Origin of the sequence: Paracoccus ferrooxidans (assembly GCF_029909815.1) — a bacterium.
GTDB lineage: Bacteria > Pseudomonadota > Alphaproteobacteria > Rhodobacterales > Rhodobacteraceae > Paracoccus > Paracoccus versutus.
Genome location: NZ_CP038202.1, coordinates 1,097,194 through 1,119,961, shown reverse-complemented (window position 1 = coordinate 1,119,961; position 22,768 = coordinate 1,097,194). Strand labels below are relative to the sequence as shown.

17 protein-coding genes and 2 pseudogenes are annotated in these 22,768 nt (G+C 69.3%); 12 read left to right on the top strand and 7 right to left on the bottom strand.

What is annotated here, in order from left to right; genetic code table 11:
• Nucleotides 1-9 precede the first annotated feature (9 nt).
• The 6 genes and pseudogenes from acs to E3U26_RS22475 all read left to right on the top strand — a co-directional run bounded on the left by acs (nt 10) and on the right by E3U26_RS22475 (nt 6,839).
• Nucleotides 10-1,971 (top strand): acetate--CoA ligase, encoded by a 1,962-nt coding sequence (acs, locus tag E3U26_RS22500; RefSeq protein ID WP_275600428.1) that lies wholly within the window; start codon nt 10-12, stop codon nt 1,969-1,971.
• A gap of 208 nt (nt 1,972-2,179) precedes the next feature.
• On the top strand, nt 2,180-2,488 hold the full coding sequence (locus tag E3U26_RS22495) for a DUF485 domain-containing protein (RefSeq protein WP_036757705.1): 309 nt from the start codon (nt 2,180-2,182) through the stop codon (nt 2,486-2,488).
• Complete coding sequence (locus E3U26_RS22490; RefSeq protein WP_072463676.1) at nt 2,485-4,200, top strand: cation acetate symporter; 1,716 nt, start codon at nt 2,485-2,487, stop codon at nt 4,198-4,200. Before E3U26_RS22495 ends, E3U26_RS22490 begins: the two co-directional genes overlap by 4 nt.
• A gap of 93 nt (nt 4,201-4,293) precedes the next feature.
• Nucleotides 4,294-4,665, top strand: a complete 372-nt coding sequence (locus tag E3U26_RS22485) for a response regulator transcription factor (RefSeq protein WP_036757709.1) — start codon at nt 4,294-4,296, stop codon at nt 4,663-4,665.
• A gap of 129 nt (nt 4,666-4,794) precedes the next feature.
• Nucleotides 4,795-5,739 (top strand): annotated as a pseudogene (locus tag E3U26_RS22480) (bifunctional enoyl-CoA hydratase/phosphate acetyltransferase); the annotation flags it as partial.
• Entirely contained in the window at nt 5,736-6,839 is a 1,104-nt protein-coding gene (locus E3U26_RS22475; protein ID WP_072463679.1) for an acetate/propionate family kinase, read from the top strand. The pseudogene E3U26_RS22480 and the gene E3U26_RS22475, both read left to right, overlap by 4 nt.
• Here the strand turns inward: E3U26_RS22475 and E3U26_RS22470 are convergent.
• The 6 genes and pseudogenes from E3U26_RS22470 to E3U26_RS22445 all read right to left on the bottom strand — a co-directional run bounded on the left by E3U26_RS22470 (nt 6,836) and on the right by E3U26_RS22445 (nt 13,510).
• Nucleotides 6,836-8,602: a PHA/PHB synthase family protein gene (locus E3U26_RS22470; RefSeq protein ID WP_499106689.1), complete on the bottom strand. Its 1,767-nt coding sequence runs from the start codon at nt 8,600-8,602 to the stop codon at nt 6,836-6,838. The genes E3U26_RS22475 and E3U26_RS22470 overlap by 4 nt on opposite strands.
• A 62-nt stretch (nt 8,603-8,664) precedes the next feature.
• Nucleotides 8,665-9,648, bottom strand: coding sequence for a zinc-dependent alcohol dehydrogenase family protein (locus E3U26_RS22465; RefSeq protein ID WP_499106687.1), 984 nt, complete (start codon nt 9,646-9,648; stop codon nt 8,665-8,667).
• Between the two features lie 100 nt (nt 9,649-9,748).
• Nucleotides 9,749-10,531, bottom strand: a pseudogene (locus E3U26_RS22460) (heme ABC transporter ATP-binding protein); the annotation flags it as partial.
• Nucleotides 10,519-11,595, bottom strand: coding sequence for a FecCD family ABC transporter permease (locus tag E3U26_RS22455; RefSeq protein ID WP_499106685.1), 1,077 nt, complete (start codon nt 11,593-11,595; stop codon nt 10,519-10,521). The pseudogene E3U26_RS22460 and the gene E3U26_RS22455, both read right to left, overlap by 13 nt.
• The gene (locus E3U26_RS22450; protein WP_499106684.1) at nt 11,595-12,473 is read right to left on the bottom strand and encodes a heme/hemin ABC transporter substrate-binding protein; all 879 of its coding nucleotides are present in this window, start codon (nt 12,471-12,473) and stop codon (nt 11,595-11,597) included. The genes E3U26_RS22455 and E3U26_RS22450 overlap by 1 nt, the downstream gene beginning before the upstream one ends.
• Nucleotides 12,470-13,510 (bottom strand): hemin-degrading factor, encoded by a 1,041-nt coding sequence (locus E3U26_RS22445; protein ID WP_499106683.1) that lies wholly within the window; start codon nt 13,508-13,510, stop codon nt 12,470-12,472. Before E3U26_RS22445 ends, E3U26_RS22450 begins: the two co-directional genes overlap by 4 nt.
• A 148-nt stretch (nt 13,511-13,658) precedes the next feature.
• Between E3U26_RS22445 and E3U26_RS22440 the strand changes: the two genes are divergently transcribed.
• The 5 genes from E3U26_RS22440 to E3U26_RS22420 all read left to right on the top strand — a co-directional run bounded on the left by E3U26_RS22440 (nt 13,659) and on the right by E3U26_RS22420 (nt 20,273).
• Nucleotides 13,659-15,713: a TonB-dependent receptor domain-containing protein gene (locus E3U26_RS22440; protein ID WP_214274552.1), complete on the top strand. Its 2,055-nt coding sequence runs from the start codon at nt 13,659-13,661 to the stop codon at nt 15,711-15,713.
• Nucleotides 15,714-16,124: 411 nt separating this feature from the next.
• The gene (gene ugpB / locus E3U26_RS22435; RefSeq protein WP_499106681.1) at nt 16,125-17,420 is read left to right on the top strand and encodes a type 2 periplasmic-binding domain-containing protein; all 1,296 of its coding nucleotides are present in this window, start codon (nt 16,125-16,127) and stop codon (nt 17,418-17,420) included.
• A gap of 50 nt (nt 17,421-17,470) precedes the next feature.
• Nucleotides 17,471-18,352: a sn-glycerol-3-phosphate ABC transporter permease UgpA gene (ugpA, locus tag E3U26_RS22430; protein ID WP_036757729.1), complete on the top strand. Its 882-nt coding sequence runs from the start codon at nt 17,471-17,473 to the stop codon at nt 18,350-18,352.
• Entirely contained in the window at nt 18,345-19,208 is an 864-nt protein-coding gene (gene ugpE / locus E3U26_RS22425) for a sn-glycerol-3-phosphate ABC transporter permease UgpE (protein ID WP_036757731.1), read from the top strand. Before ugpA ends, ugpE begins: the two co-directional genes overlap by 8 nt.
• Entirely contained in the window at nt 19,209-20,273 is a 1,065-nt protein-coding gene (locus E3U26_RS22420; protein WP_036757733.1) for a sn-glycerol-3-phosphate import ATP-binding protein UgpC, read from the top strand.
• A 17-nt stretch (nt 20,274-20,290) separates the two neighbouring features.
• Here the strand turns inward: E3U26_RS22420 and ligD are convergent, their stop codons facing one another.
• Nucleotides 20,291-21,199 (bottom strand): non-homologous end-joining DNA ligase, encoded by a 909-nt coding sequence (gene ligD, locus E3U26_RS22415; RefSeq protein WP_499106680.1) that lies wholly within the window; start codon nt 21,197-21,199, stop codon nt 20,291-20,293.
• Between the two features lie 126 nt (nt 21,200-21,325).
• On the opposite strand from ligD, the gene E3U26_RS22410 reads away from it, so the two are divergent.
• Nucleotides 21,326-22,756, top strand: coding sequence for a metallophosphoesterase family protein (locus tag E3U26_RS22410; RefSeq protein ID WP_499106678.1), 1,431 nt, complete (start codon nt 21,326-21,328; stop codon nt 22,754-22,756).
• The last annotated feature ends 12 nt before the right edge of the window (nt 22,757-22,768 follow it).

The following is a 22,768-nucleotide window of genomic DNA, read 5'->3' as shown; positions in this document are numbered from 1 at the left end:
AGGCGCGTCATGTCCGTTGAAAATGTTGCGAAACATCCCATTCCGCCCGGCTTCGAGGATGCCCTGGTCCAGCCGGCCGATTACGCCCGCATGTATGCCGAATCGATCTCGGACCCCGACGGGTTCTGGGGCCGCGAGGGCAAGCGGCTGGACTGGATCCAGTCCTATACCAAGGTGAAGAACACCGATTTCACCATGGGCCAGGTCTCGGTCAAATGGTTCGAGGACGGTATCCTGAACGCCTCGGTCAACTGCGTCGACCGCCACCTGCCCAAGCGCGCGAACCAGACCGCGATCATCTTCGAGCCGGACGACCCCAACCAGCCGGCGCGCCACATCACCTATGCCGAACTGTCGGAAAAGGTGAACCGCTTTGCCAACGTCCTGCTGAGCCAGGGGGTGATGCGCGGCGACCGGGTGGTGATCTACATGCCGATGATCCCCGAGGCGGCCTATGCCATGCTGGCCTGCGCGCGGATCGGCGCCATCCATTCCATCGTCTTCGCCGGCTTCTCGCCCGACGCGCTGGCCAACCGCATCAACGATTCGGGCGCCAAGCTGGTCATCACCGCCGACACCGCGCCGCGCGGCGGCCGGCGCACGGCGCTGAAGTCGAACGCCGACGCGGCGCTTCTGCATTGCTCGGACCGGGTGCGCTGCCTGGTGGTCAAGCATACCGGCGACCAGACCAGCTGGATCGAGGGCCGCGACGTCGACGTGCTGAAGCTGATGGACGAGGTCAGCCCCGACTGCCCGCCGCGGCCGATGAATGCCGAGGATCCGCTGTTCATCCTCTACACCTCGGGTTCGACCGGCAAGCCCAAGGGCGTGGTCCATACCACCGGCGGCTACCTGCTGTTCGCCGCGATGTCGCATCAATACGTCTTCGACTACAAGGACGGCGACGTGTTCTGGTGCACGGCCGACGTGGGCTGGGTGACGGGGCACAGCTATATCGTCTACGGCCCGCTGGCCAACGGCGCCACCACGCTGATGTTCGAGGGCGTGCCGACCTGGCCCGATGCCGGCCGCTTCTGGGCCGTCTGCGACAAGCACAAGGTCAACCAGTTCTATACCGCGCCGACCGCCATCCGCTCGCTGATGGGGCAGGGGCCGGAATGGGTCGAGAAATACGACCTCTCCAGCCTGCGCGTGCTGGGCACGGTGGGCGAGCCGATCAACCCCGAGGCCTGGGTCTGGTATGACAAGCATGTCGGCAAGGGCCGTTGCCCGATCGTCGATACCTGGTGGCAGACCGAGACCGGCGGGCACATGATCACCTCGCTGCCCGGTGCCATCGAGGCCAAGCCGGGCTCGGCCACGCTGCCCTTCTTCGGCGTCAAGCCGGTGGTTCTGGACGCGCAGAGCGGCGTGCCGCAGGACGGCCATGGCGAAGAGATCGACGGCGTGCTGTGCATCGCCGACAGCTGGCCGGGGCAGATGCGCACCGTCTGGGGCGACCACCAGCGCTTCATGGAGACCTATTTCCAGCAATATCCGGGCTATTACTTCACCGGCGACGGCTGCCGGCGGGACAAGGACGGCTATTACTGGATCACCGGCCGGGTCGACGACGTCATCAACGTCTCGGGGCACCGCATGGGCACGGCCGAGGTGGAATCGGCCCTTGTCGCGCATGAGAAGGTGGCCGAGGCCGCGGTCGTGGGCTATCCGCACCCGCTGAAGGGGCAGGGCATCTATGCCTATGTCACGCTGATGAACGGGGTCGAGCCCAGCGACGAGCTGCGCGCCGAGCTGGAGAAATGGGTCCGCACCGAGATCGGCCCCATCGCCAAGCCCGACCTGATCCAATGGGCGCCGGGCCTGCCCAAGACGCGTTCGGGCAAGATCATGCGCCGCATCCTGCGCAAGATCGCCGAGGACGATTTCGGCGCGCTCGGCGACATCTCGACGCTGGCCGACCCCGGCGTCGTCGACGAACTGATCGAGAACCGGATGAACCGGCACTGACAGCCGCGGCGGGCCGGCGGCGGATCGCCGGCCCGGCATGGTGCAAGACGGACCGCCATGGGCGATGCGCGCCCATGGACCGGCCGCGGCATGGCCGGAGGAGCCTGCCGCCCGCCGAAAAGCCTTCCAGAAGAAGATCGTCTCGCCGGCATGGCGCCGGCGCGGCTGAAAAGACAGCATATCGTGGCAGTGGAGGAGCACGACCCCGATGCAAGACAACCTGGCCGAACGGATCGCCGCAGATCCGAACTATCAATTACTGAAAGCGAAACGATCCCGCTATGGCTGGATCCTGACGATTGCGATGCTCGTGGTCTATTACGGCTATATCCTGCTGATCGCCTTCGACAAGGAACTGCTCGCCTCGCGGATCGGCGACGGCGTCATGACCTGGGGCATCCCCCTGGGCTTCGGCGTGATCGTCTTTACCATCATCATCACCGGCGTCTACGTGCGCCGCGCGAACAGCGAGTTCGACGAGCTGAGCGAGAAGGTTCGCCGGGAGGCGCTGAAATGACCCACAAGATCCTGCGCAACGGCCTGATGGCCGCGGCCCTGGCCATGCCGGGCGCCGCCATGGCCGCCGACGTGATCCAGGGCGCCGAGAAACAGGCGACGAACTGGACCGCGATCACCATGTTCGCCGCCTTCGTGCTGGCGACGCTCTACATCACCAAATGGGCGGCGTCGCGGACCAAGTCGGCGGCGGATTTCTATACCGCGGGCGGCGGCATCACCGGCTTCCAGAACGGGCTTGCCATCGCCGGGGACTACATGTCGGCCGCCTCGTTCCTGGGGATCTCGGCCGCGGTGATGATCTCGGGCTATGACGGGCTGATCTATTCGATCGGCTTCCTGGTCGGCTGGCCGATCCTGACCTTCCTGATGGCAGAGCGGCTGCGCAACCTGGGCCGCTTCACCTTTGCCGACGTGGCGGCCTTCCGCTTTGCCCAGACCCCGGTGCGCATCTTTGCCGCCTCGGGCACGCTGGTCGTGGTGGCCTTCTACCTGATCGCGCAGATGGTGGGCGCGGGCTCGCTGATCCAGCTGCTCTTCGGCCTGGACTACTGGATCGCGGTGGTGATCGTCGGCGCGCTGATGATGATCTACGTGCTGTTCGGCGGCATGACCGCGACGACCTGGGTGCAGATCATCAAGGCCTGCCTGCTTCTGGGCGGCGCGACCTTCATGTCCTTCATGGTCATGTGGCACTATGGCTTCAGCCCCGAGGCGATGTTCGCCGATGCGGTCCGCGTCAAGGCCGATCTGGCCACCGCCGGCGGCAAGACCGCCGAGGAAGCCGCCGTCGCCGGCCAGTCGATCATGGGTCCGGGCACCTTCATCAAGGATCCGATCTCGGCCATCAGCTTCGGCATGGCGCTGATGTTCGGCACCGCCGGCCTGCCGCATATCCTGATGCGCTTCTTCACCGTGCCGAGCGCCAAGGAAGCGCGCAAGTCGGTGATGTGGGCGACCGGCTGGATCGGCTATTTCTACCTCCTGACCTTCATCATCGGCTTCGGCGCCATCACCTTCGTGCTGACCAACCCGGAATTCCTGGACGGTTCCGGCGCTCTGGTCGGCGGCAGCAACATGGCGGCGGTGCATCTGGCCAAGGCGGTGGGCGGCAACGTCTTCCTGGGCTTCATCTCGGCCGTGGCCTTTGCCACCATCCTGGCGGTGGTCGCCGGCCTGACGCTCTCGGGCGCCTCGGCGGTCAGCCACGACCTTTATGCGACCGTCATCAAGAACGGCAACCCGGCGCCGGGCAGCGAGCTGCGCGTGTCGCGCATCACCACGCTGGTGCTGGGCCTGGTGGCCGTGGTGCTGGGCATCGCCTTCAAGAACCAGAACATCGCCTTCATGGTGTCGCTGGCCTTCGCGGTGGCTGCCTCGGCCAACTTCCCGGTGCTGTTCATGTCGGTGCTGTGGAAGGACTGCACGACCAAGGGCGCCGTGGTCGGCGGCTTCCTGGGGCTGATCTCCTCGGTGGTGCTGACGGTACTGTCGCCCTCGGTCTGGGAAGCCACGCTGGGCAACCCCGCCGGCTCGGCGCCCTTCCCCTATACCTCGCCGGCGCTGTTCTCGATGACCCTGGCCTTCCTGGGCATCTGGCTGGTGTCCAAGATGGACAACGGCACGCGGGCGCGCATCGACCGGGCCGGCTTCCTGGCCCAGCAGGTGCGCTCGGAAACCGGGATCGGCGCGGCGGAAGCCTCGTCGCACTGAAAACGCAGGCCCGCCCCCTTGGGGGCGGGCCATCGCCGTCCCGGAACCGACCCGCCTGGCCCGGCTTCGGTGTCCGATCCTTCGGAGGGGGTGATGGCCCATATCCTGATCGTCGAGGACGAGGACAATATCGCCGCCGCGCTGGAGTTCCTGCTGGCGCGGGCCGGCCACAGCTACAGGCGGATCGCCGGCGGCACCGCCGCGCTGGACGAGATCCGCGCCAACCGCCCCGACCTGGTGCTGCTGGACATCATGCTGCCCGACATCTCGGGCTACCAGATCGTCGAGGCGCTGCGCGCCGACCCCGGCCTGCGCGACGTGCGGGTGCTGCTGATGACCGCCCGCGGCTCGGTGGTGGAACGCCGCAAGGGGCTGGCGCTTGGCGCCGACGGCTTCATCGCCAAACCCTTCGAGCTGTCGGAACTGCGGGCCGAGATCGCCCGGCTTCTGGACCGCACCGGCTGACCGCCGACGCCGGCCCCCGCGCCGGATCGTCGCACCGGGCCGGCCTTTCCCGCGGCGCTTGCGGCGGGACGCCGCTTTTCCCTTGCCTCCCGCCGGCATATCGGGATCCTCGGGGGCGCGGGATCCGCGCCAGCACGGAGGATAGCGATGACCGACGCCTATCAAGCCATCATCGACCGCTGCGCCGGTCTGCCGCCGCTGCGCACCGCCCTGGTCCACCCGGTCAGCCATACCGTCTTCGCTGCGGTGGAAGAGGCGCGCGCGGCCGGGCTGATCGAGCCGGTGCTGGTCGGCCCCGCCGCCCGCATCGCCGCCGCGCTGACCGAGGCGGGGCAGGCCCCCGACACCTATGAGATCGTGGATACCGAACACAGCCACGCCGCCGCCGCCCGCGCCGCGCAGATGGCCGCGACCGGCCAGGTCGGCGCGATCATGAAGGGCTCGCTGCATTCCGACGAGCTGCTGGGCGCGGTGATCCACCCGCAATGCGGGCTGCGCACCGAGCGGCGGATCAGCCACGCCTTCCTGATGCTGACCGAGGATTATCCGCGCCCCTTCATCATCACCGATGCGGCGGTCAACATCGCCCCCGACCTGATGGTCAAGGTTGACATCCTGCACAATGCCATCGTGCTCTGGCGCGTGCTGTGGGGGCCGGCCCGGCCCAAGGCCGCGATCCTTGCCGCGGTCGAGACGGTCAATCCCAAGATGCAGGCCACGCTGGACGCGGCGGCGCTGTGCAAGATGGCCGATCGCGGCCAGATCGAGGACGCCGATCTGGACGGGCCGCTGGCCTTCGACAATGCGATCAGCCCGGCGGCGGCGCGGGAAAAGGGCATCGTCTCGCCCGTGGCGGGGCAGGCCGACATCCTGCTGGTGCCCGACATCGAATCGGGCAACATGCTGGCCAAGCAGCTGGTCTTCATGGGCGGCGCCGATGCGGCGGGGATCGTGCTGGGTGCGCGGGTGCCGGTCGTCCTGACCAGCCGCGCCGATTCCGTGCGCGCCCGGATGCTGTCCACCGCGCTGGCCGTGCTGATGGCCGAGGCGCGCCGGCTGGGGCAGGTGAAATGACCCCGGCGATCCTGACGCTGAACGCCGGCTCGTCGAGCCTCAAGTTCCGGGTCTTCGCGCGCGAGGGGCTGGCGCTTCTGGCGCGCGGTGCGGTCAGCCGGATCGGCGCGGATGCCGAGCTGGCGGCCCGGCTGGCCGGCGGGCCCGAGTTCCGCGGCCCGGTCGCTGGCGGCGATCATGCCGCCGCCATGCAGGCCGTGCTGGATTTCATCGACGCCCATGACGAGGGCTGGCGGATCGAGGCGGTGGCGCATCGCATCGTCCATGGCGGCACGCGCTATGTCCGCTCGACCCCGGTCACGCCGCAGGTGCTGGAGGATCTGGCGGCGCTGATCCCGCTGGCGCCGCTGCACCAGCCGCACGGGCTGGCCGCCATCGCCGCCGCCCGCCGGTTGGTGGGCGACGAGGTGCCGAACCTTGCCTGTTTCGACACCGCCTTCCATGCCGGGCGCGATGCCCTTTTCACCCATTTCGCCCTGCCCGAGCCGCTGTTCGAACAGGGCGTGCGCCGCTATGGCTTTCACGGCCTGTCCTATCAATGGCTGGCGCAGGTGCTGGCGCGCGACCATCCCGACCTGCACCGGGGCCGGGTGGTCGCCGCGCATCTGGGCAATGGCGCCAGCCTTTGCGCCATGCATCAGGGGCGCAGCGTCGATACCACCATGGGCATGACCGCGGTGGACGGCATTCCCATGGGCACGCGCTCGGGCGCCGTCGATCCCGGCGCGATCCTGCTGATGCAGCGCAGCTTCGGCATGACGCCCGAAGAGATCGAGGATCTGATCTATAACCGCTCGGGCCTTCTGGGCATGTCGGGCAAGTCGAACGATGTGGCGGCGCTGCTGGCGGACGGCTCGGCGCAGTCGCGTTTCGCGCTGGACTATTTCGCGCTCAGATGCGCGCAGGCGGCGGCGGCCATGGCGGTCTCGCTGGGCGGCATCGACGCCATGGTCTTCACCGGCGGCATCGGCGAGAACGCCGCCCCGGTGCGCGAGGCGATCCTGCGCCGCATGGCGCCCTTGGGCGATTTCGCGACGCTGATCATCCCCGCCAACGAGGAGCGGATGATGGCGATGGAGGCCGCCGCCCTGCTGGCCTAGCGCTGGCGGACATAGCTGCCGGGCGCGTCCTCCAGCACCGGATAGCCCGCGGCGGCCGCGCCCATGCCCGGCGGCGCCACCCGCTCGGCCGCGGAATGCCGCGCCAGCCAGTCGGTCCAGGCCGGCCACCAGCAGCCCTCGCGCAGGGCGGCGGCGTGCAGCCAGTCGTCGGGCGGCAGGCAGGTGCCGTCCCGCCCGCGGGTGGCGATGCGGTGATGGCCGGGTCCGGCCGGGTCCAGGATGATCCCCGCCAGGTGGTCCCGATCCCCCAGCACGAAGGTCAGCTCGGCATCGCTGAGGCAGTGCAGCCGATAGACCGAGCGCCAGGGGGCGACGTAATCCTCTTCGGTGCCGACGGCAAAGATCGGCGCGCGGATGTTGCGCAGCGCCACGGGCCGGCCGTCGGCCAGCAGCCGGTCGCCGGCCAGCGCGTTTTCCAGGTAGAAGCGGCGCAGGTATTCGCCCTGCATGCGATAGGGCATCCGGGTCGAATCGCTGCTCCAGGCCAGCATGTCGGTCATCGGCTCGCGCTCGCCCATCAGATAGGCGCGCACCATGCGCGACCAGATCAGGTCGTTCGAGCGCAGGAAGCGGAAGGCGCCCAGCATCTGTTCGGCCGTCAGGTAGCCGCGTTGCCGCATCGCGCTTTCCAGGCTGTTGAGCTGGTCGTGGTCGATGAACAGCCCCAGCTCGCCCGGCTCGGCGAAATCCGTCTGCGCCGCCAGCAACGAGACGCTGGCCAGCCGGTCGTCCCGCGCCCCGCCCATGGCCGCCGCCGCGATGGCCAGCAGCGTGCCGCCCAGGCAATAGCCCGCCGCATGGATGCCCCGCCCCGGCAGGATGGCCGAGATCGCATCCACCGCCGCCATCACCCCCAGGCTGCGGTAATCCTCCAGCGTCAGGTCGCGGTCCTCGGCCGTGGGATTGCGCCATGAGATGCAGAAGACCGTGTGCCCGGCGCCGACCAGATGCCGGACCAGCGAGTTTTCCGGCGAAAGGTCGAGGATGTAGTATTTCATGATCCAGGCCGGGACCAGCAGCACCGGCTCGGCCAGCACGGTGTCGGTCGCGGGGGCGTATTGGATCAGCTCGATCAGGTGGTTGCGATAGACCACCTTGCCGGGGCTTGCCGCGACCTCGTGGCCGACGCGGAATTGCTCGGCCCCGACCGGGGGCTTGCCGGCGGCCAGCCGGGCCATGTCCTCGGCCCAGTTGCGCATGCCCACCCATTGGTTCAGCCCGCCGGTCTGCAGGGTGCGGGCGATCACCTCGGGATTGGTGAAGGGCAGGTTCGCCGGCGAGGCCATGTCGAGCCATTGCTGCACCATCGCCGACAGCAGGTTCTGGCGATGCGGATCGACGCCGGGCACGTCGCGCGTCGCCTCCTGCCACCATTGCCGCGCCAGCAGGAAGCCCTGGGCCCAGAGGCTGAAGGGCGGGTTCTGCCAGGCCGCGGCGGCAAAGCGGCGGTCCTGCGGGGGCGGCCGGATCACCGGCTCGGCCGCCGGATCGGCGGCGAGCGCCGCGGCATGGGCCAGCAGCGCGGCCGTCTCGCGCGCGGCCTTGTCGGCCAGCTCCAGCCGCTTGCCCGGCGCGGCGGCCAGATGCGCCGACCAGTCCATCAGCGCCATGCCGAGCGCCAGCGGCGAGACGCCGGTGCCGAAGCCGGCGGCCATCGCCTCGCGCAGCCGGTCGATGGCGCGAAAGGGGCCGGCATCGGTCGGGACGGGGCCGGTTGCAAGGGTATTCGCCGTTTCCTTCATGGCAGCAGATCCCGGTCGGAAAGAGAGGGGCTGGCCGGGCGCGGCCGCGCCCGGCGGGCGGCTCAGGGCACCAGCACGGCCGCGCCGTCGAAGCGGCCGGCGCGCAGGTCGTCCAGCGCGCGATTGGCCTCGCGCAGCGGATAGGTCGTGGTTTCGGTGGCGATGCCGATGCGGGGCGCCAGCGACAGGAAGTCCAGCCCGTCCTGCCGCGTCAGGTTGGCGACCGAGGCGATCTGGCGTTCGTGCCAGAGCAGCGCATAGGGAAAGGCGGGGATGTCGCTCATGTGGATGCCGGCGCAGACCACGCGGCCGCCCTTGCGCACCGCCTTCAGCGCTGCCGGAACCAACTCGCCCACCGGGGCGAAGATGATCGCTGCATCCAGCGGCTCGGGCGGGGGCTGGTCCGAGCCGCCGGCCCAGACCGCGCCCAGCCGGCGCGCGAAATCCTGCGAGCGCAGGTCGCCGGGGCGGGTGAAGGCATGGACCGCGCGGCCCTGCCACGCCGCCACCTGCGCGATGATATGGGCCGCCGCGCCAAAGCCGTAAAGCCCCAGCCGCGGCGCCTTGCCCGCGATCACCAGCGCGCGCCAGCCGATCAGCCCGGCACAAAGCAGGGGCGCCAGCGCCACGTCCTCGCCGGCCTCGCCCAGGGGAAAGGCGAAACGCGCGTCGGCGATCGCCGCGGTCGCATAGCCGCCGTCCCGCGTGTAGCCGGTAAAGCCCGGCGCGTCGCACAGGTTCTCGCGCCCGTCGCGGCAATAGGGGCAGGCGCCGCAGGCGTGGCCCAGCCAGGGGATGCCGACCCGCTGGCCCAGGGCAAGGCCGGCAACGCCGGGGCCGAGCGCCTCGATCCGGCCGACGATCTCGTGTCCGGGGATGATCGGCAGCACCGGGTCGGGCAATTCGCCGTCGACCACGTGCAGGTCGGTGCGGCAGACCCCGCAGGCCAGGACGCGGACCCGGATCTCGCCCGGACCGGGGTCACGGTCGGGCAGTTCGGTCCAGACCAGCGGCGCGCCGATCCTGTGCAGCAGCATGGCATGCATCGGGCATCTCTCAACAGCGGGGTCATGTCCAATATGCGGATGCCGGGGCGGGCTTGTAAATGGGCGTGGCCTTTGGTCGCGGGTCTTTCGGCCCGACCGGTCACGCCGCCGCGTGCGGCAGCACCCAGATGCCGCTGTCGGGCACGGCATTGACGCGCAGCCGGCAGCCATAGGCGCTGGACAGCGCCTCGTCGGTCAAGACCTCGTCGGGGCGGCCCTGGCACAGGACGCGGCCGCCGCTCATCAGCACCAGCTTTTGCGCGAAAAGCGCGGTCAGGTTCAGGTCGTGCATGACCGCGACCACGCCGCCGCCGGCCCTGGCGTAATCGGCGGCCAGCCGCATCACCGTCAGCTGATGGGCGATGTCGAGGCTGCTGACCGGCTCGTCCAGCATCAGCCAGCGCGGGCCGTCCGCGTCCAGCGGCTGCCAGACCTGCGCCAGGACGCGGGCCAGCTGCACCCGCTGCTGCTCGCCCCCCGAAAGCTCCTGGTAGAGACGGCCGGAAAAGCCCGGCAGATCGACCGCCGCCAGCGCCGCCGGCACCAGCGCATCGGCGCGCTCGCCGCGGGCCTCGACGCCGATGCGCACCACCTCGGCCACGGTAAAGGGGAATGACAGGGCGGCGGCCTGCGGCAGCACGGCACGGCGCCGGGCCAGTTCCTCGGGCGACAGGGCGGCGATGTCGTGCCCGTTCAGGGTGACGGCCCCGCGGCAGGCGAGTTCCCCGGTCAGGCTGCGCATCAGCGTGGTCTTGCCCGAGCCGTTCGGCCCGACGATGGCGGTGATCTCGCCCGCCCGCGCCTCGACCGAGACGCCGTGCAGGATCTGCTTGCGGCCAAGGCTGACCTGGATGTCGCTGGCGATCAGGCTCACAGGTCCAGCACCCCGCGGTTGCGCAGAAGGATCCACAGGAAGAACGGCCCGCCCATGACGGCGGTGACGATGCCGATGGGCAGCTCGGCCGGGGCGATCACCGTGCGGCTGACCATGTCGGCCAGCAGCAGCGTCGCCGCGCCCAGAAGCGCCGAGTTGACCAGCAGCCAGCGGTGGTCCGGCCCGCTGGCCAGCCGCAACAGATGCGGCACGACGATGCCGACGAAGCCGATCCCGCCCGAGACCGCGACCGCGGCGCCGGTGGCGGCGGCGACGGTCAGGATGGCGCGGTTCTTGACCTTCTGCACGCGGATGCCGACATGGCCGGCCGCCGCCTCTCCCAGCGCCAGCGCATTGAGGCCGCGCGCGAGCCAGGGGGCGTAGAGCAGGGCCAGCGCCATGATCGGCGCCCCGGCCAGCAGCTTGGGCCAGTTCGCCCCGGCCAGCGAGCCGAGGCCCCAGAAGGTCAGGTCGCGCAGCTCGCGGTCGTTGGCGCGCAGGATCGCCAGCCCGGCCAGCGCCCCCATGATCGCGGCCAGCGCGATGCCGGCCAGCAGCATGGTCGCGACCGAGGTGCGCCCGCGCCGGGTGGCGATGCGGTAAAGCGCCATGGTGGTCAGCCAGCCGCCGGCAAAGGCGGCGACCGGGACCAGATACCAGCCGAAGAACGCCGCCACCCAGCCGGGCAGCGCGCCGCCCAGCACGATGGCCAGGATCGCCCCCAGCGAGGCGCCGGAACTGACGCCGACGATGCCCGGATCGGCCAGCGGGTTGCGGAACAGCCCCTGCATCACCGCGCCCGAGACCGCCAGCGAGGCGCCGACGAAGATGCCCATCAGCACCCGCGGCAGCCGGATGTCCAGCAGCACCACCCGGTCCTGCACCGCGAGTTCGCGCCCCGCCAGCAGGTCCGAGAGCGCGCGGGCCAGCGACGTCCCCGAGGCGCCCCAGCCCAGCGAGATCACCGCGACCACCGCCAGCAGCAGCGCCAGGAACAGCCCCAGGCGCCGCGCGCGATGGCTGCGGTCGCCTTCCAGCCGTCCGGGGCGAAGGTCGGGCGTCGCGGCCACCATCACGACCCCGCGTATATCAGGTCGTGCAGCTCGACCGCCGCCTCGCCGGTGCGGGGACCGAACCCCAGGAGCTTCAGCCCGTCCATCATCACCACCGCGCCCGCGCGGCCCGCCGGGGTCTGGGCCAGCGCCGGCATGGCCAGCACCGCCTCTTTCGCCGCGGTGTGGCTGCTGCCGCCATTGGCCTGCGCATCCGCCTGTTCGTCGCCGCGGCGCATCATCAGGATGACGTCGGGCGCGGCCTCGATCACCGCCTCGTCGGTGACGGGCTTGTAGCCCTCGACGCCCTGCAGGGCGTTCTGCGCCCCGGCCAGGCGGATGATGCCGTCCGCCGCGGTGTCCGCGCCGGCGGCCATGACCCGCCCGCCTTGCAGCGACAGCACGAACAGCACCTTTTTCGGCTCGCCCGCCACCGCCTGCGCCCGGCCGAGCGCCGCTTGCAGGTCGGCCGCCAGCTTGTCGTGCAAGGCGCGGCCCTTGTCCGGCACGCCAAGCGCCTCGGCCACCGCATCGACCTTGTCCAGCACGCCCTCGGCGTCATAGCGCTCGTCCACGCTGACGAAGGCCACGCCGGCCGATTGCAGCACCGAGACCGCCTCGGGTGGGCCCGCGCCTTCTTCGGCGATGATCAGGTCGGGCGAGACCGACAGCACCCCTTCGGGCGACAGCGCGCGGACATAGCCGACATCGGGCAGGGCATTGGCCTGGGGCGGCCAGTTCGAGGTGGTGTCGCGGCCGATCAGCCGCGCCTCTTCCCCCAGCGCATAGACGATTTCCGTCACCGAGCCGCCCAGCGACAGCACGCGCCGGGCCTCGGGGTGGCCCTCCGCGCCGGCCGGGCCGGCCAGCAGGATCAGGGCAAGCGCCAGCCGTTTCATTCCGCCGCCTCGGCCAGCGCCGGCAGGCCGGCGACCAGCGCCGCCCATTGTTCGGCATTACCGCCCTTTTCCGGGCGCAACCCGAAGCATTGGAAGATCAGCGCCCCCTCGGCATCGAAGGCCTCGACCGAGATCGCCGGGCCGCGCTTGGTGGGCTTGTCCACCGCCCAGACCTCGGCGACGTGGTCGCCGCGCAGGTGCAGGTTGAAGCGCGGGTCCATGACGTTCAGCCACGGCCCCATGGGCCTCAGCGAATGGATCTTGCCGGAATGGATCTCGATGCAGCCCATGTTGCCGACGAAGAACATCACCCCCACGCCATCGGCATGGACGCGCTCCAGCAGCGCCGGCACCGCCTCGACCGCCAGCGGCCGCACCAGCGGCGCGCCGGCGATGCGATAGGCGCCCAGCCGGTTCATCTTGAGCCGGCGGATCAGGATGTTGAACTGATGCGTATCGGTCATGTCGGCCCATTCCCGGCGCAGCGCATCGGCGCGCTCGGCGCCGGCCCTGGGCGGCTCGACCGGCGCGCGCGGCTCGAAGCGGGCGGTGTCGGACTGGTCCGCCAGCGCCAGGTCGCGACGCAGCGCCTCCCAGGCTGCCAGGTCCGAGCCCTCGCGCAGATGGATCTTGTGGACCGCGTCGCCCGCCGCGTCGAAGACCTGGACCGAGCGGCGGGTGCCGCTCTCGGCCTGCTGCTCGACGGCGAAGGCATGGACCCAATGGCGGGGAAAGATGCGCAGGTCGATCTCGGGGTCCACGGTCATGGCGGCATGCTCGCCGTCGTGGAAATCGTTGTAGGTGCCGACTTTCTCGATCACGCAAGAGCGGTTGCGGGTCAGCGCCATGACCTCGCCCAGGGCCTGCACCTGCGGGATCAGCCGGCCGGGCAGGGCGTCGATGCGGGTCGCGCCATGGCCGACCCGCGCCGCAACCAGCGCCGCCTCGGGGACGCCCAGCCGCTCGGCCAGGTCAAAGGGACGGCCGCCGTCCTCGGCCAGGATGCGGCGCAGCTCTGCGGGGGAATGGTCGGTCATCGCGGTGCCTTTCGCTGCTGTTGCATGCCCGGTTCGGACCGGGAAGATGCAAGGAATCATTGACAGTTTTACTAAGAATATTTTAACCGGCGCAAGATGCCAGCCCCGTGGCCAGCCGTAAACTTCACGACATGACGACGGGGATCACATGCCACGCCATCCGATTCGCGGCGCGCTTCTGGCCGGAAGTGCCTGCACCCTTCTCTTTTCCGCTCCGCTGCTGGCGCAGGAACGCGCCGAGGCCCAGTCCGCGCAGACCGCCTATGTGCTGGACCAGATCGTGCTGCGCGCCGGCAAGCCCAAGGTGGCTTCCGAGGTGCCGCAATCGGTTTCCGTGGTCGACGGCCAGCAGCTTCAGGACATCGACCCTGGCCATATCGGCGAGGTGCTGGCGACCGTGCCCGGCGTCGCCGGCGTCGGCTCGGGCAGCTTCTTCGGGCAGGGGTTCAACATCCGCGGCTTCGGCGCCAGCGAGCAGGCGGCGTCCGAGGCGGGCATCGTGCAGCTGCTCGACGGCGAAAAGAAGTTCTACGAATCCTATCGCCAGGGCGCGCTGTTCGTGGAACCGGACTTCCTGCGCCAGGTCGAGGTGCTGCGCGGTCCCGGCTCGTCCACGCTTTACGGCGCCGGCGCGCTTGGCGGCGTGATCGCCATGGAGACCATCGAGCCGGGCGACCTGATCGCCGAGGGCCAGACCTTCGGCGGCCGGGCCAAGCTGGGCTATGCCAGCAATCCCGACACGGTGCTGGGCAGCATCGCGCTTGGCTGGCGGCCCAGCCATGACTTCGAGGCGCTGGCGGCGCTGGCCTGGCGCAAGCTGGGCGATACCAAGGATGCGGACGGCAACACCACGATCCGCTCGAACTCCAAGACGCCGAACCTGCTGCTGAAGGCAAGAAAGAGCTTCGGCGACCATTATGTCGCCCTCTCCTATCAGCACCTGGAGGCCAAGGGCGAGGACCAGGATTTCGACCAGCTGAACGGGGCGCAAAGGGATCTGTTCTATCCAGGCTTTTCCTGGGGCGTGGGCGACATCACCACGCGCGACCAGACGGCCAGGCTGACCTGGGGCTGGAACCCGCAGGACAACCGCTATGTCGATCTGACGGCGACGCTGTCCTATACCAACACCATGAAGGAGGTGCAGCAGGGCGACGACCCCGCCGAGCCGATCATGGCGTCCTTGCTGGGCCGGCGCGACTACCGGCTGTGGAAGTTCCGGCTGCAGAACGCCGCCGACCTGTCCGGCGCCGGCTATGACCACCACCTGACCGCGGGGATGGAACTGTCGCGGCAGGACCGTTCCTCGCGCGTGCCCTCGTCCTCGCATCCCGAGGGGATCACCCGGTTCTGGTCCGCCTTTGCGCTGTCCGAGGTGACGTGGGGCGACCTGACCGTGAACACCGGCCTGCGCTATGACCGCCAGCGCATCGAGCCCAAGGCATCGGTGACGGCCACCGACGACCGCTACAGTTCGGATTCCTTCGAGCCGCAGCTGGCCGCGATCTGGCGGCTGGACGACAACTGGTCGGTCTTCGGCTCGGCCGCCTTCGTGAACCGGATGCCCACGGCGGACGAGCTGTTCGATACCTACATGGGCGGCGCGCCCTCGCCCGACCTGAAGGACGAAAAGGGCAAGAACCTGGAGGCCGGCGTCTCCTATCGCGGCTCGGGCATCTTTGCCGAGGGCGACGAGGCGGTGATGAAGCTGACGCTGTTCCGCAACCATATCGACGACATGATCGTGCGCACCGGGGCGGCGGCGCCCACGCCCGCCTATGTCAATATCGACCGCGCCTATCTGCGCGGCGGCGAGCTGGAGGCGACCTACAGCATCGATGCCTTCGAACTGGGCGCCGCGGTCTCGGTCGTCGATGGCAAGGACCAGGACGGCACGGTGCTGGACACGCTGCCCAACGACCGCGTGACCTTGCAGGCGATCTGGCAGGCCAGCGACGCCTGGCGCCTGGGCCTGCGCAGCACCCTGGCCAAGGGCCGCGACAAGGCGGATGGCGAACATCGCGCCGGCTACGGCGTGCATGACGTCTTTGCCACCTGGGCGCCGCAAGCCGGGGCGGCGGCGGGGATCGAGGTCCATCTCGGCGTCGACAACCTTACCGACCGCGACTATACGCCCGCCTCTTGGCTCAGCGGCCCGGCGCCGGGGCGGAACTTCAAGCTGTCGGTCTCGCGCAGCTTCTGACGGGGCTTTCGGGCAGTCACCGGAACGGCCGGCCCTGGCGGCCGGCCGATTTCATGCCCCGCACCGGCTGCGGCCGTCCATGCGACCCTGCCACCCCCCGGCGGTTTACGCGACGGAACCGGCGCCGTCCTCTTGCTGCCGACAAGGGGCGGGCGGTCGGAAATCACCTCAAGAGATGGATTTTACCCCTTGCTGTCATTGGATTTTCACAAATCCATGCCACAGAGCCGGAGTTTCCGGCGCGGTGCTTGCCTGCCGCCTGCCATACCAAACCGACCAGTTGCGAATTGACACCCCGGCCCCCGGCAGGTGACAAATCCGCACAGGGAGGTGGATGGCGCATGGCGGGCCCTGGCCCAGCTGCTGCCGTCCGGGAGCGATGACGCCGCAAGGCACGACTCGGAGGATACCATGCAGAAAACCCCATTCTGGCTTGCAGGGCTGATGGCGCTGCCCGTCGCGGCCGAGGCCAAGACCGAAATCTCGTGGTGGCACGCCATGACCGGCGCCAATGCCGAGGTGGTGACCAAGATCGCCGGCGATTTCAACGCAAGCCAGGCCGATTACGAACTCAAGCCCGTCTTCAAGGGCACCTATCCCGAAACGCTGAACGCCGGCATCGCCGCCTTCCGCGCGGGCCAGGCCCCCGACATCATCCAGGTCTTCGACGTGGGCACCGGCGTCATGATGGGCGCGCAGGGCGCCATCAAGCCGGTGGCCGAGGTGCTGCAGGAAGGCGGCTACGAATTCGACAAGAGCCAGTATCTGCCCGGCATCGTCGGCTATTACTCGACGCCCGAGGGGGACATGCTGTCCTTCCCCTACAACTCCTCCTCGCCGATCCTGTATTACAACAAGGACATCTTCGAAAAGGCGGGGCTGGACGTCGAGAACCCGCCCAAGACCTGGGCCGAGGTCTGGGCCGCCGCGCGCAAGATCAAGGAATCGGGGGCGGCGACCTGCGGCTATACCTCGACCTGGCTGACCTGGATCCATACCGAGAACTTCGCCGCCTGGAACAATGTCAGCTGGGGCACGAACGAGAACGGCCTGGCCGGCACGCCCGAGCTGAAGATCGACGGGCCCCTGTTCGTCAAGCATTTCCAGGAGCTGGCGGACCTGGCGAAGGAGGGCGTCTTCGTCTATGGCGGCCGCACCAGCGAGGCCAAGCAGAACTTCACCTCGGGCGAATGCGGCATCCTGACCGAAAGCTCGGGCGGGCTTGGCGACATCGTCAAGTCGGGCATGAACTACGGCATCGGCCAGCTGCCCTATGACGAGACCGCCGAGGGCGCGCCGCAGAACACCACGCCGGGCGGCGCCTCGCTCTGGGTGATGGGCGGCAAGTCGGACGAGACCTACAAGGGCGTCGCCGCCTTCTTCAACTATCTGTCCCAGACCGAGGTGCAGCAATACCTGCACGAGCAATCGGGCTATCTGCCGGTGACGATGGCGGCCTACGAGGCGACCAAGGGCTCGGATTTCTACCAGCAGAACCCCGGCCGCGAGACGCCGATCCTGCAGATGATGGGCAAGCAGCCGACCGAGAACTCCAAGGGCGTGCGCGCGCTGAACCTGCCGCAGCTGCGCGACATCCAGAACGAGGAGTATGAAAAGATGCTGGCCGGCCAGCAGGATGCGGCCACGGCGCTGAAGAACGCCGCCGAGCGCGGCAATGCCGCCATCCGCGAGGCCGCCGGCGGCTGAGGCCAAGGGGCGGGCGTTCCGGCGCCCGCCCGATGCGACAAGGGGGACGGATGAGACGCACGGTCTTTCCGCACAAGCTGCTGCCCTGGCTGCTGCTGGCGCCGCAGCTGGCGATCACGCTGATCTTCTTCTACTGGCCGGCGGCGCAGGCCTTTCGCCAGTCGGTGCTGCGCGAGGATGCCTTTGGCCTGAAGACGACCTTCGTCGGGCTGGCGAATTTCCGCAAGGTGCTGGGCGATCCGAACTACCTGAACTCGGTCCGGGTGACGGTGGTGTTTTCGGTGCTGGTCGCCTTTTGCGCCATGGCGATCGCGCTGTTCCTGGCGGTGCAGGCGGAAAAGATCGTCCGCGGCAAGGGGTTCTATCGCACGCTGATGATCTGGCCCTATGCGGTGGCGCCCGCCATCGCCGGCATGCTGTGGCTGTTCATGTTCAACCCCAGCTTCGGCACGCTGGCCTGGCCGCTGCGGCAGATGGGCATCTACTGGAACCCACTGCTGGACGGAGAGCAGGCGATGGCGCTGGTGGTCGCGGCCGCGACGTGGAAGCAGATCAGCTACAACTTCCTGTTCTTCGTCGCCGGCCTGCAGGCGATCCCCCGCTCGCTGCTTGAGGCGGCGGCCATCGACGGCGCCTCGCGCCGCCATGCCTTCTGGACCATCACCTTCCCGCTGCTGGCGCCGACGACCTTCTTCCTGCTGGTGGTGAACACGGTCTATGCGCTGTTCGACACTTTCGGCATTATCCATGCCGTGACCGGCGGCGGCCCCGGCAAGGCGACCGAGACGCTGGTCTACAAGGTCTATAACGACGGTTTCGTGAACCTGATCATGGGCGACAGCGCCGCGCAATCGGTGATCCTGATGATCATCGTGATCGCGCTGACCGCCTTCCAGTTCCGCTTCATCGAAAGGAGGGTGCATTATGGCTGAGCCCTCCCCCCTGGCCGCGCGCGGCGCCGGGCGGCTGCTGGCGCATCTGTGGATGGTGCTGGGCGTGATCGTGGTGGCCTTCCCGGTCTATTACGTCTTCGTCGCCTCGACCCATTCGGTGCAGACCATCCTGCGCCCGCCGCTGCCCCTGCTGCCCGGACCCGAGGCGGCGCGGAACTATTCCGACGCCTTCTCGGGCGGGATCAGCCGCATCGGCGGGGTCAGCCTGTGGCGGCTTCTGGCCAATACCACCATCGTCGCCATGGGCATCGCGCTGGGAAAGATCGCGATCTCGATGGCCTCGGCCTATGCCATCGTCTTTTTCCGCTTTCCGCTGCGCATGGCCTGCTTCTGGCTGATCTTCATCACCCTGATGCTGCCGGTCGAGGTGCGCATCCAGCCGACCTACAAGGTCATGGTCGACCTGGGCCTGATCGACACCTATCCGGGGCTGATCCTGCCGCTGATCGCCTCGGCCACCGCGACGCTTCTGTTCCGGCAGTTCTTCATGACCATCCCGGACGAGCTGCTGGAGGCGGCGCGGGTCGATGGCGCCGGGCCCTGGCGGTTCTTCAAGGACATCCTGTGGCCGCTGTCGCTGACCAATGTGGCGGCGATCTTCGTGATCCAGTTCATCTATGGCTGGACGCAATACCTGTGGCCGCTGCTGGTCACCAATTCCAACGAAATGAACACCATCGTCATCGCGCTGAAGAAGATGATCTCCTTTGCCGATGCCGATACGCCCTGGAACCTCGTGATGGTCACAAGCGTGCTGGCCATCCTGCCGCCGATCCTGGTGGTGGTGCTGATGCAGCGCTGGTTCGTCAAGGGCCTGGTCGAGACGGAGAAATAGATGGCCCGCATCCTGCTCAACGACGTCCGCAAGAGCTATGCGGGAAACCAGGTCATCCACGGCATCACCATGGAGATCGCCGACGGCGAATTCGTGGTGATCGTCGGGCCGTCCGGCTGCGGCAAGTCCACGCTCCTGCGCATGGTGGCGGGGCTCGAGGCGATCAGCGCCGGCACGGTCGAGATCGGCGGCAAGGTGGTCAACGAGCTTGAGCCGCGCCAGCGCGACATCGCCATGGTGTTCCAGAACTATGCGCTTTATCCGCATATGTCGGTGCGCGAGAACATGGCCTACGGGCTCAAGATCGCGAAGCTCCCGAAAGCCGAGATCGAGGCCCGCGTCGCCAAGGCCGCGACCATGCTGGAGCTGGAGCCCTATCTGGACCGCAAGCCGCGCGCGCTGTCGGGCGGCCAGCGCCAGCGCGTCGCCATGGGCCGGGCGCTGGTGCGCGAGCCCGCGGCGCTGCTTCTGGACGAGCCGCTGTCGAACCTCGACGCCAAGCTGCGGGTGCAGATGCGCCTGCAGATCAAGGAGATGCACCTGCGCACCGGCCAGACCACGCTTTACGTCACCCATGACCAGGTCGAGGCGATGACGCTGGCCGACCGGCTGATCGTGATGAACAAGGGCGTGGCCGAGCAGATCGCGACGCCGCTCGAGGTCTATCAGCGCCCGGCCAGCGAATTCGTGGCCGGCTTCATCGGCTCGCCGGCGATGAACATCTTCACCGTCTCGGCGGCCGAGGGGCGGGCCACGCTGCCCGGCGGGGCGGTGCTGCCGCTGCCGGGCCTGCCGCGCGGCGGCGATCTGCGGCTTGGCCTGCGCCCCGAGCATCTGCGGCCCGCCGCGCCGGGCGAGGCGGCGATCCCGGTCGTGCTGCGCTCGGTCGAACGACTGGGCGCCGATGCCTTCGGCTATGGCATGATCGAGGGCTCGGACGTGCCCCTGGTGCTGCGCCTGCCCGGCACCAGTGGGCTGGCGCGCGGCGACCGGGTCGAGGTGGCGCCCGATCCGGGGCACCTGCATTTCTTCGATGCGCAAGACGGCCGGCGCATCGAGGGCTGAACGGGGCTGAACCGGGCTCAGCCGGCCCCGGCCAGCGCCTTGTCCAGCGCGGCGAAGATCGGCCGGGTCAGGCCTTGCGGCTTGCGCGTCACGCCGGCCCAGCCGCGTTCCTGCGCCGCCTGGGTGTCGAAGGCGCGAGCGGTGGTGATCCCGGCCAGCTCGTCCCAGCCGACCGGCGCCGCCACCGGGGCGCCCGGCCGCGCCCGCACCGAAAACGGCGCCACCGCCGTCGAGCCGCGCTCGTTGCGCAGCCAGTCGATGAAGATCCGGCCCTTGCGGCTGGCCTTGGCCAGTTCCACCGTATAGCGGTCGGGTTCGTCCTGCGCGCAAAGCGCGGCGAAGCCGCGGGCGAAGCGCTTCAGATCGCCCCAGCCGATGCTGCGGCGCAGGGGCACCACCAGATGCACCCCCTTGCCGCCGGTCAGCATCGCCCAAGGGTCAAGGCCCAGGTCCAGCAGCCGGCCGCGCAGCGACAGGGCGGCGCTGCGCACGGCGTCGAAGCCCAGCCCCTCGTCGGGATCGAGGTCGAAGACCAGCCGGTCGGGCCGCTCCAGCCGGTCGCGGCGGGCGGGCCAGATGTGGAACTCGACCGTGCCCATCTGCACCGCGGCGACCAGCCCGGCCGCGTCGGCGACATAGGCATAGGCCGCATCCTCGCTGTCGCTTTCGGTGATCCGCATCTGCCGGATCGCCTTGGGAAAGCCCTTGCCGGGGTGCTTCTGGAAGAACCGCTCGCCCGCCATCCCGTCGGGCAGGCGCAGAAGCGACAGCGGGCGGTCCGCGGCCTCTTCCAGCATCAGCGGCGCGATCCGCTGGTAATAGCGCGCCAGCCCCGCCTTGGTCAGCCCGGCCTTGCCCGGCCCGGCATCGTCAAAGATCACCCGCTCGGGATGCGAGATGGTCACGCCTTCGATCCGCTCGGTCATCGCCGGCTCCTGCGCTGCCTTTCGGGACCAACGCCGGCACCGGGGCCGCGGTTCGCCGCCGGTCCGGTTTGCGCTTGGCCGCGCCGCACCTATATCCCTCGCTGCAATGCGAAAGGGACAGGTTGAATGATGGACGAGGCGCAGCAACCCGGCCGAGCGGGGCCGATCCTGCATTTCCGCGGCATGGCGGGGCAGGGCATCCGGCTGGCGGCCATCGTCATCCGGCCGAAGGACGAGCCCGCGCCGCCGCCGATCCGCCTGTCCGGCAGCGAAATACCGCCGCGCCGCATCGCCGAGATCGCCGGCATCGCCGCCTGGCGCCACGATTTCACCCTGACCCCGGCGGATCGCGGCTATGAGTTCGAGGGCCGCTTTCACGCGGTCGCGACCGATCTGTCGGGCGACCTGCGCCTGGCCTTCGTCTCTTGCAACGGCGAGGAGAACGGCGACCTGGACCGCGACGGCGCCGAGCGCAACCTGATGTGGACGCGGCTGGCGCACGACCATGCCCAGGCGCCCTTTGCGTTGCTGTTGCAGGGCGGCGACCAGATCTATGCCGACGAGGCGACGCAGGGCCATCCGCTGAGCCAGGACTGGCCCGACAAGGTGCCGCAGGTGGAGGATCCCGCCCAGCTTGCCGATCTGGCCGCGCATCTGCACCGCCGCTTCGTCGCCCGCTATCTGCATGTGCTGCAGGCGCCGGGCTATGCCGCGATGGCGGCGCAGGTGCCGGCGCTGTCGGTCTGGGACGACCATGACATCTGCGATGGCTGGGGCTCGCTGCCCGAGAAGCGCAGCCGCTCGGCCGTGGGCCAGACCCTGTTCGCCGTCGCGCGCGAAACCTATCTGCTGTTCCAGCACGGCGCGGTCGAAAGCGACATTCCCGAGCTGTTCCTGGATGCCTCGGGCGCGAGCCTCAGCTGGAAGCGCGAGCTGCCCGGCCTGACCATCGCCGCGCCCGACCTGCGGTCCGAGCGCCACCGCCACCGCATCATGGGGCCCGCCGGCTGGCAGGCGGTCGAGGCGCTGGCGCCGCAGGGCGAGCAGGTGTTCCTGGTCTCCAGCGTGCCGCTGCTGGGTCCGCGCCTGTCGCTGCTGGAGCGGGTGATGATGGCCATGCCGCGCATGCAGCATTACGAGGACGACCTGCGCGACCAGTGGCAAAGCCGCGCGCATCGCGCCGAATGGCGGCGGATGCTGGGCGAGGTGCTGAAATGGCGCACCCGTGCCCATGTCACCGCGCTGTCGGGCGAGATCCATCTGGCGACCCGCGCCGTCATGGGGCCGGATGCGCAGCGGGTGCATCAGCTGGTCGCCTCGGGCATCTCGCATCGCGCGCCGCCGCAGGCCTATGCCCGCGCGCTGGGGCTGTTCGCGGGGCTGGGCGAGGCGCCCTTGCCCCGCCATCCGATCCGCATCCACCCGCTGCCCGGCCAGCGCCACCGCTATGTGGCGGAACGGAACTACCTGACCCTGGCCCGCCAGGACGGGCGCTGGCAGGCGGTCTGGCACCTGGAGGACAGCGGCGATACCCCGGCGCTGGATCTGTCCGACTGACCCCGGCGGGCG

What these genes read in the sequence shown, in the direction of transcription:
- E3U26_RS22475 (WP_072463679.1), top strand. Translation starts at nt 5,736, where the DNA reads ATGACCCCGGCGATCCTGACGCTGAACGCCGGCTCGTCGAGCCTCAAG.
- ligD (WP_499106680.1), bottom strand. Translation starts at nt 21,199, where the DNA reads ATGACCGAGCGGATCGAAGGCGTGACCATCTCGCATCCCGAGCGGGTG.
- E3U26_RS22440 (WP_214274552.1), top strand. Translation starts at nt 13,659, where the DNA reads ATGCCACGCCATCCGATTCGCGGCGCGCTTCTGGCCGGAAGTGCCTGC.
- acs (WP_275600428.1), top strand. Translation starts at nt 10, where the DNA reads ATGTCCGTTGAAAATGTTGCGAAACATCCCATTCCGCCCGGCTTCGAG.
- ugpB (WP_499106681.1), top strand. Translation starts at nt 16,125, where the DNA reads ATGCAGAAAACCCCATTCTGGCTTGCAGGGCTGATGGCGCTGCCCGTC.
- E3U26_RS22485 (WP_036757709.1), top strand. Translation starts at nt 4,294, where the DNA reads ATGGCCCATATCCTGATCGTCGAGGACGAGGACAATATCGCCGCCGCG.
- E3U26_RS22465 (WP_499106687.1), bottom strand. Translation starts at nt 9,648, where the DNA reads ATGCATGCCATGCTGCTGCACAGGATCGGCGCGCCGCTGGTCTGGACC.
- E3U26_RS22470 (WP_499106689.1), bottom strand. Translation starts at nt 8,602, where the DNA reads ATGAAGGAAACGGCGAATACCCTTGCAACCGGCCCCGTCCCGACCGAT.
- E3U26_RS22410 (WP_499106678.1), top strand. Translation starts at nt 21,326, where the DNA reads ATGATGGACGAGGCGCAGCAACCCGGCCGAGCGGGGCCGATCCTGCAT.
- E3U26_RS22445 (WP_499106683.1), bottom strand. Translation starts at nt 13,510, where the DNA reads ATGACCGACCATTCCCCCGCAGAGCTGCGCCGCATCCTGGCCGAGGAC.
- E3U26_RS22420 (WP_036757733.1), top strand. Translation starts at nt 19,209, where the DNA reads ATGGCCCGCATCCTGCTCAACGACGTCCGCAAGAGCTATGCGGGAAAC.
- E3U26_RS22490 (WP_072463676.1), top strand. Translation starts at nt 2,485, where the DNA reads ATGACCCACAAGATCCTGCGCAACGGCCTGATGGCCGCGGCCCTGGCC.
- E3U26_RS22455 (WP_499106685.1), bottom strand. Translation starts at nt 11,595, where the DNA reads ATGGTGGCCGCGACGCCCGACCTTCGCCCCGGACGGCTGGAAGGCGAC.
- E3U26_RS22450 (WP_499106684.1), bottom strand. Translation starts at nt 12,473, where the DNA reads ATGAAACGGCTGGCGCTTGCCCTGATCCTGCTGGCCGGCCCGGCCGGC.
- E3U26_RS22495 (WP_036757705.1), top strand. Translation starts at nt 2,180, where the DNA reads ATGCAAGACAACCTGGCCGAACGGATCGCCGCAGATCCGAACTATCAA.
- ugpA (WP_036757729.1), top strand. Translation starts at nt 17,471, where the DNA reads ATGAGACGCACGGTCTTTCCGCACAAGCTGCTGCCCTGGCTGCTGCTG.
- ugpE (WP_036757731.1), top strand. Translation starts at nt 18,345, where the DNA reads ATGGCTGAGCCCTCCCCCCTGGCCGCGCGCGGCGCCGGGCGGCTGCTG.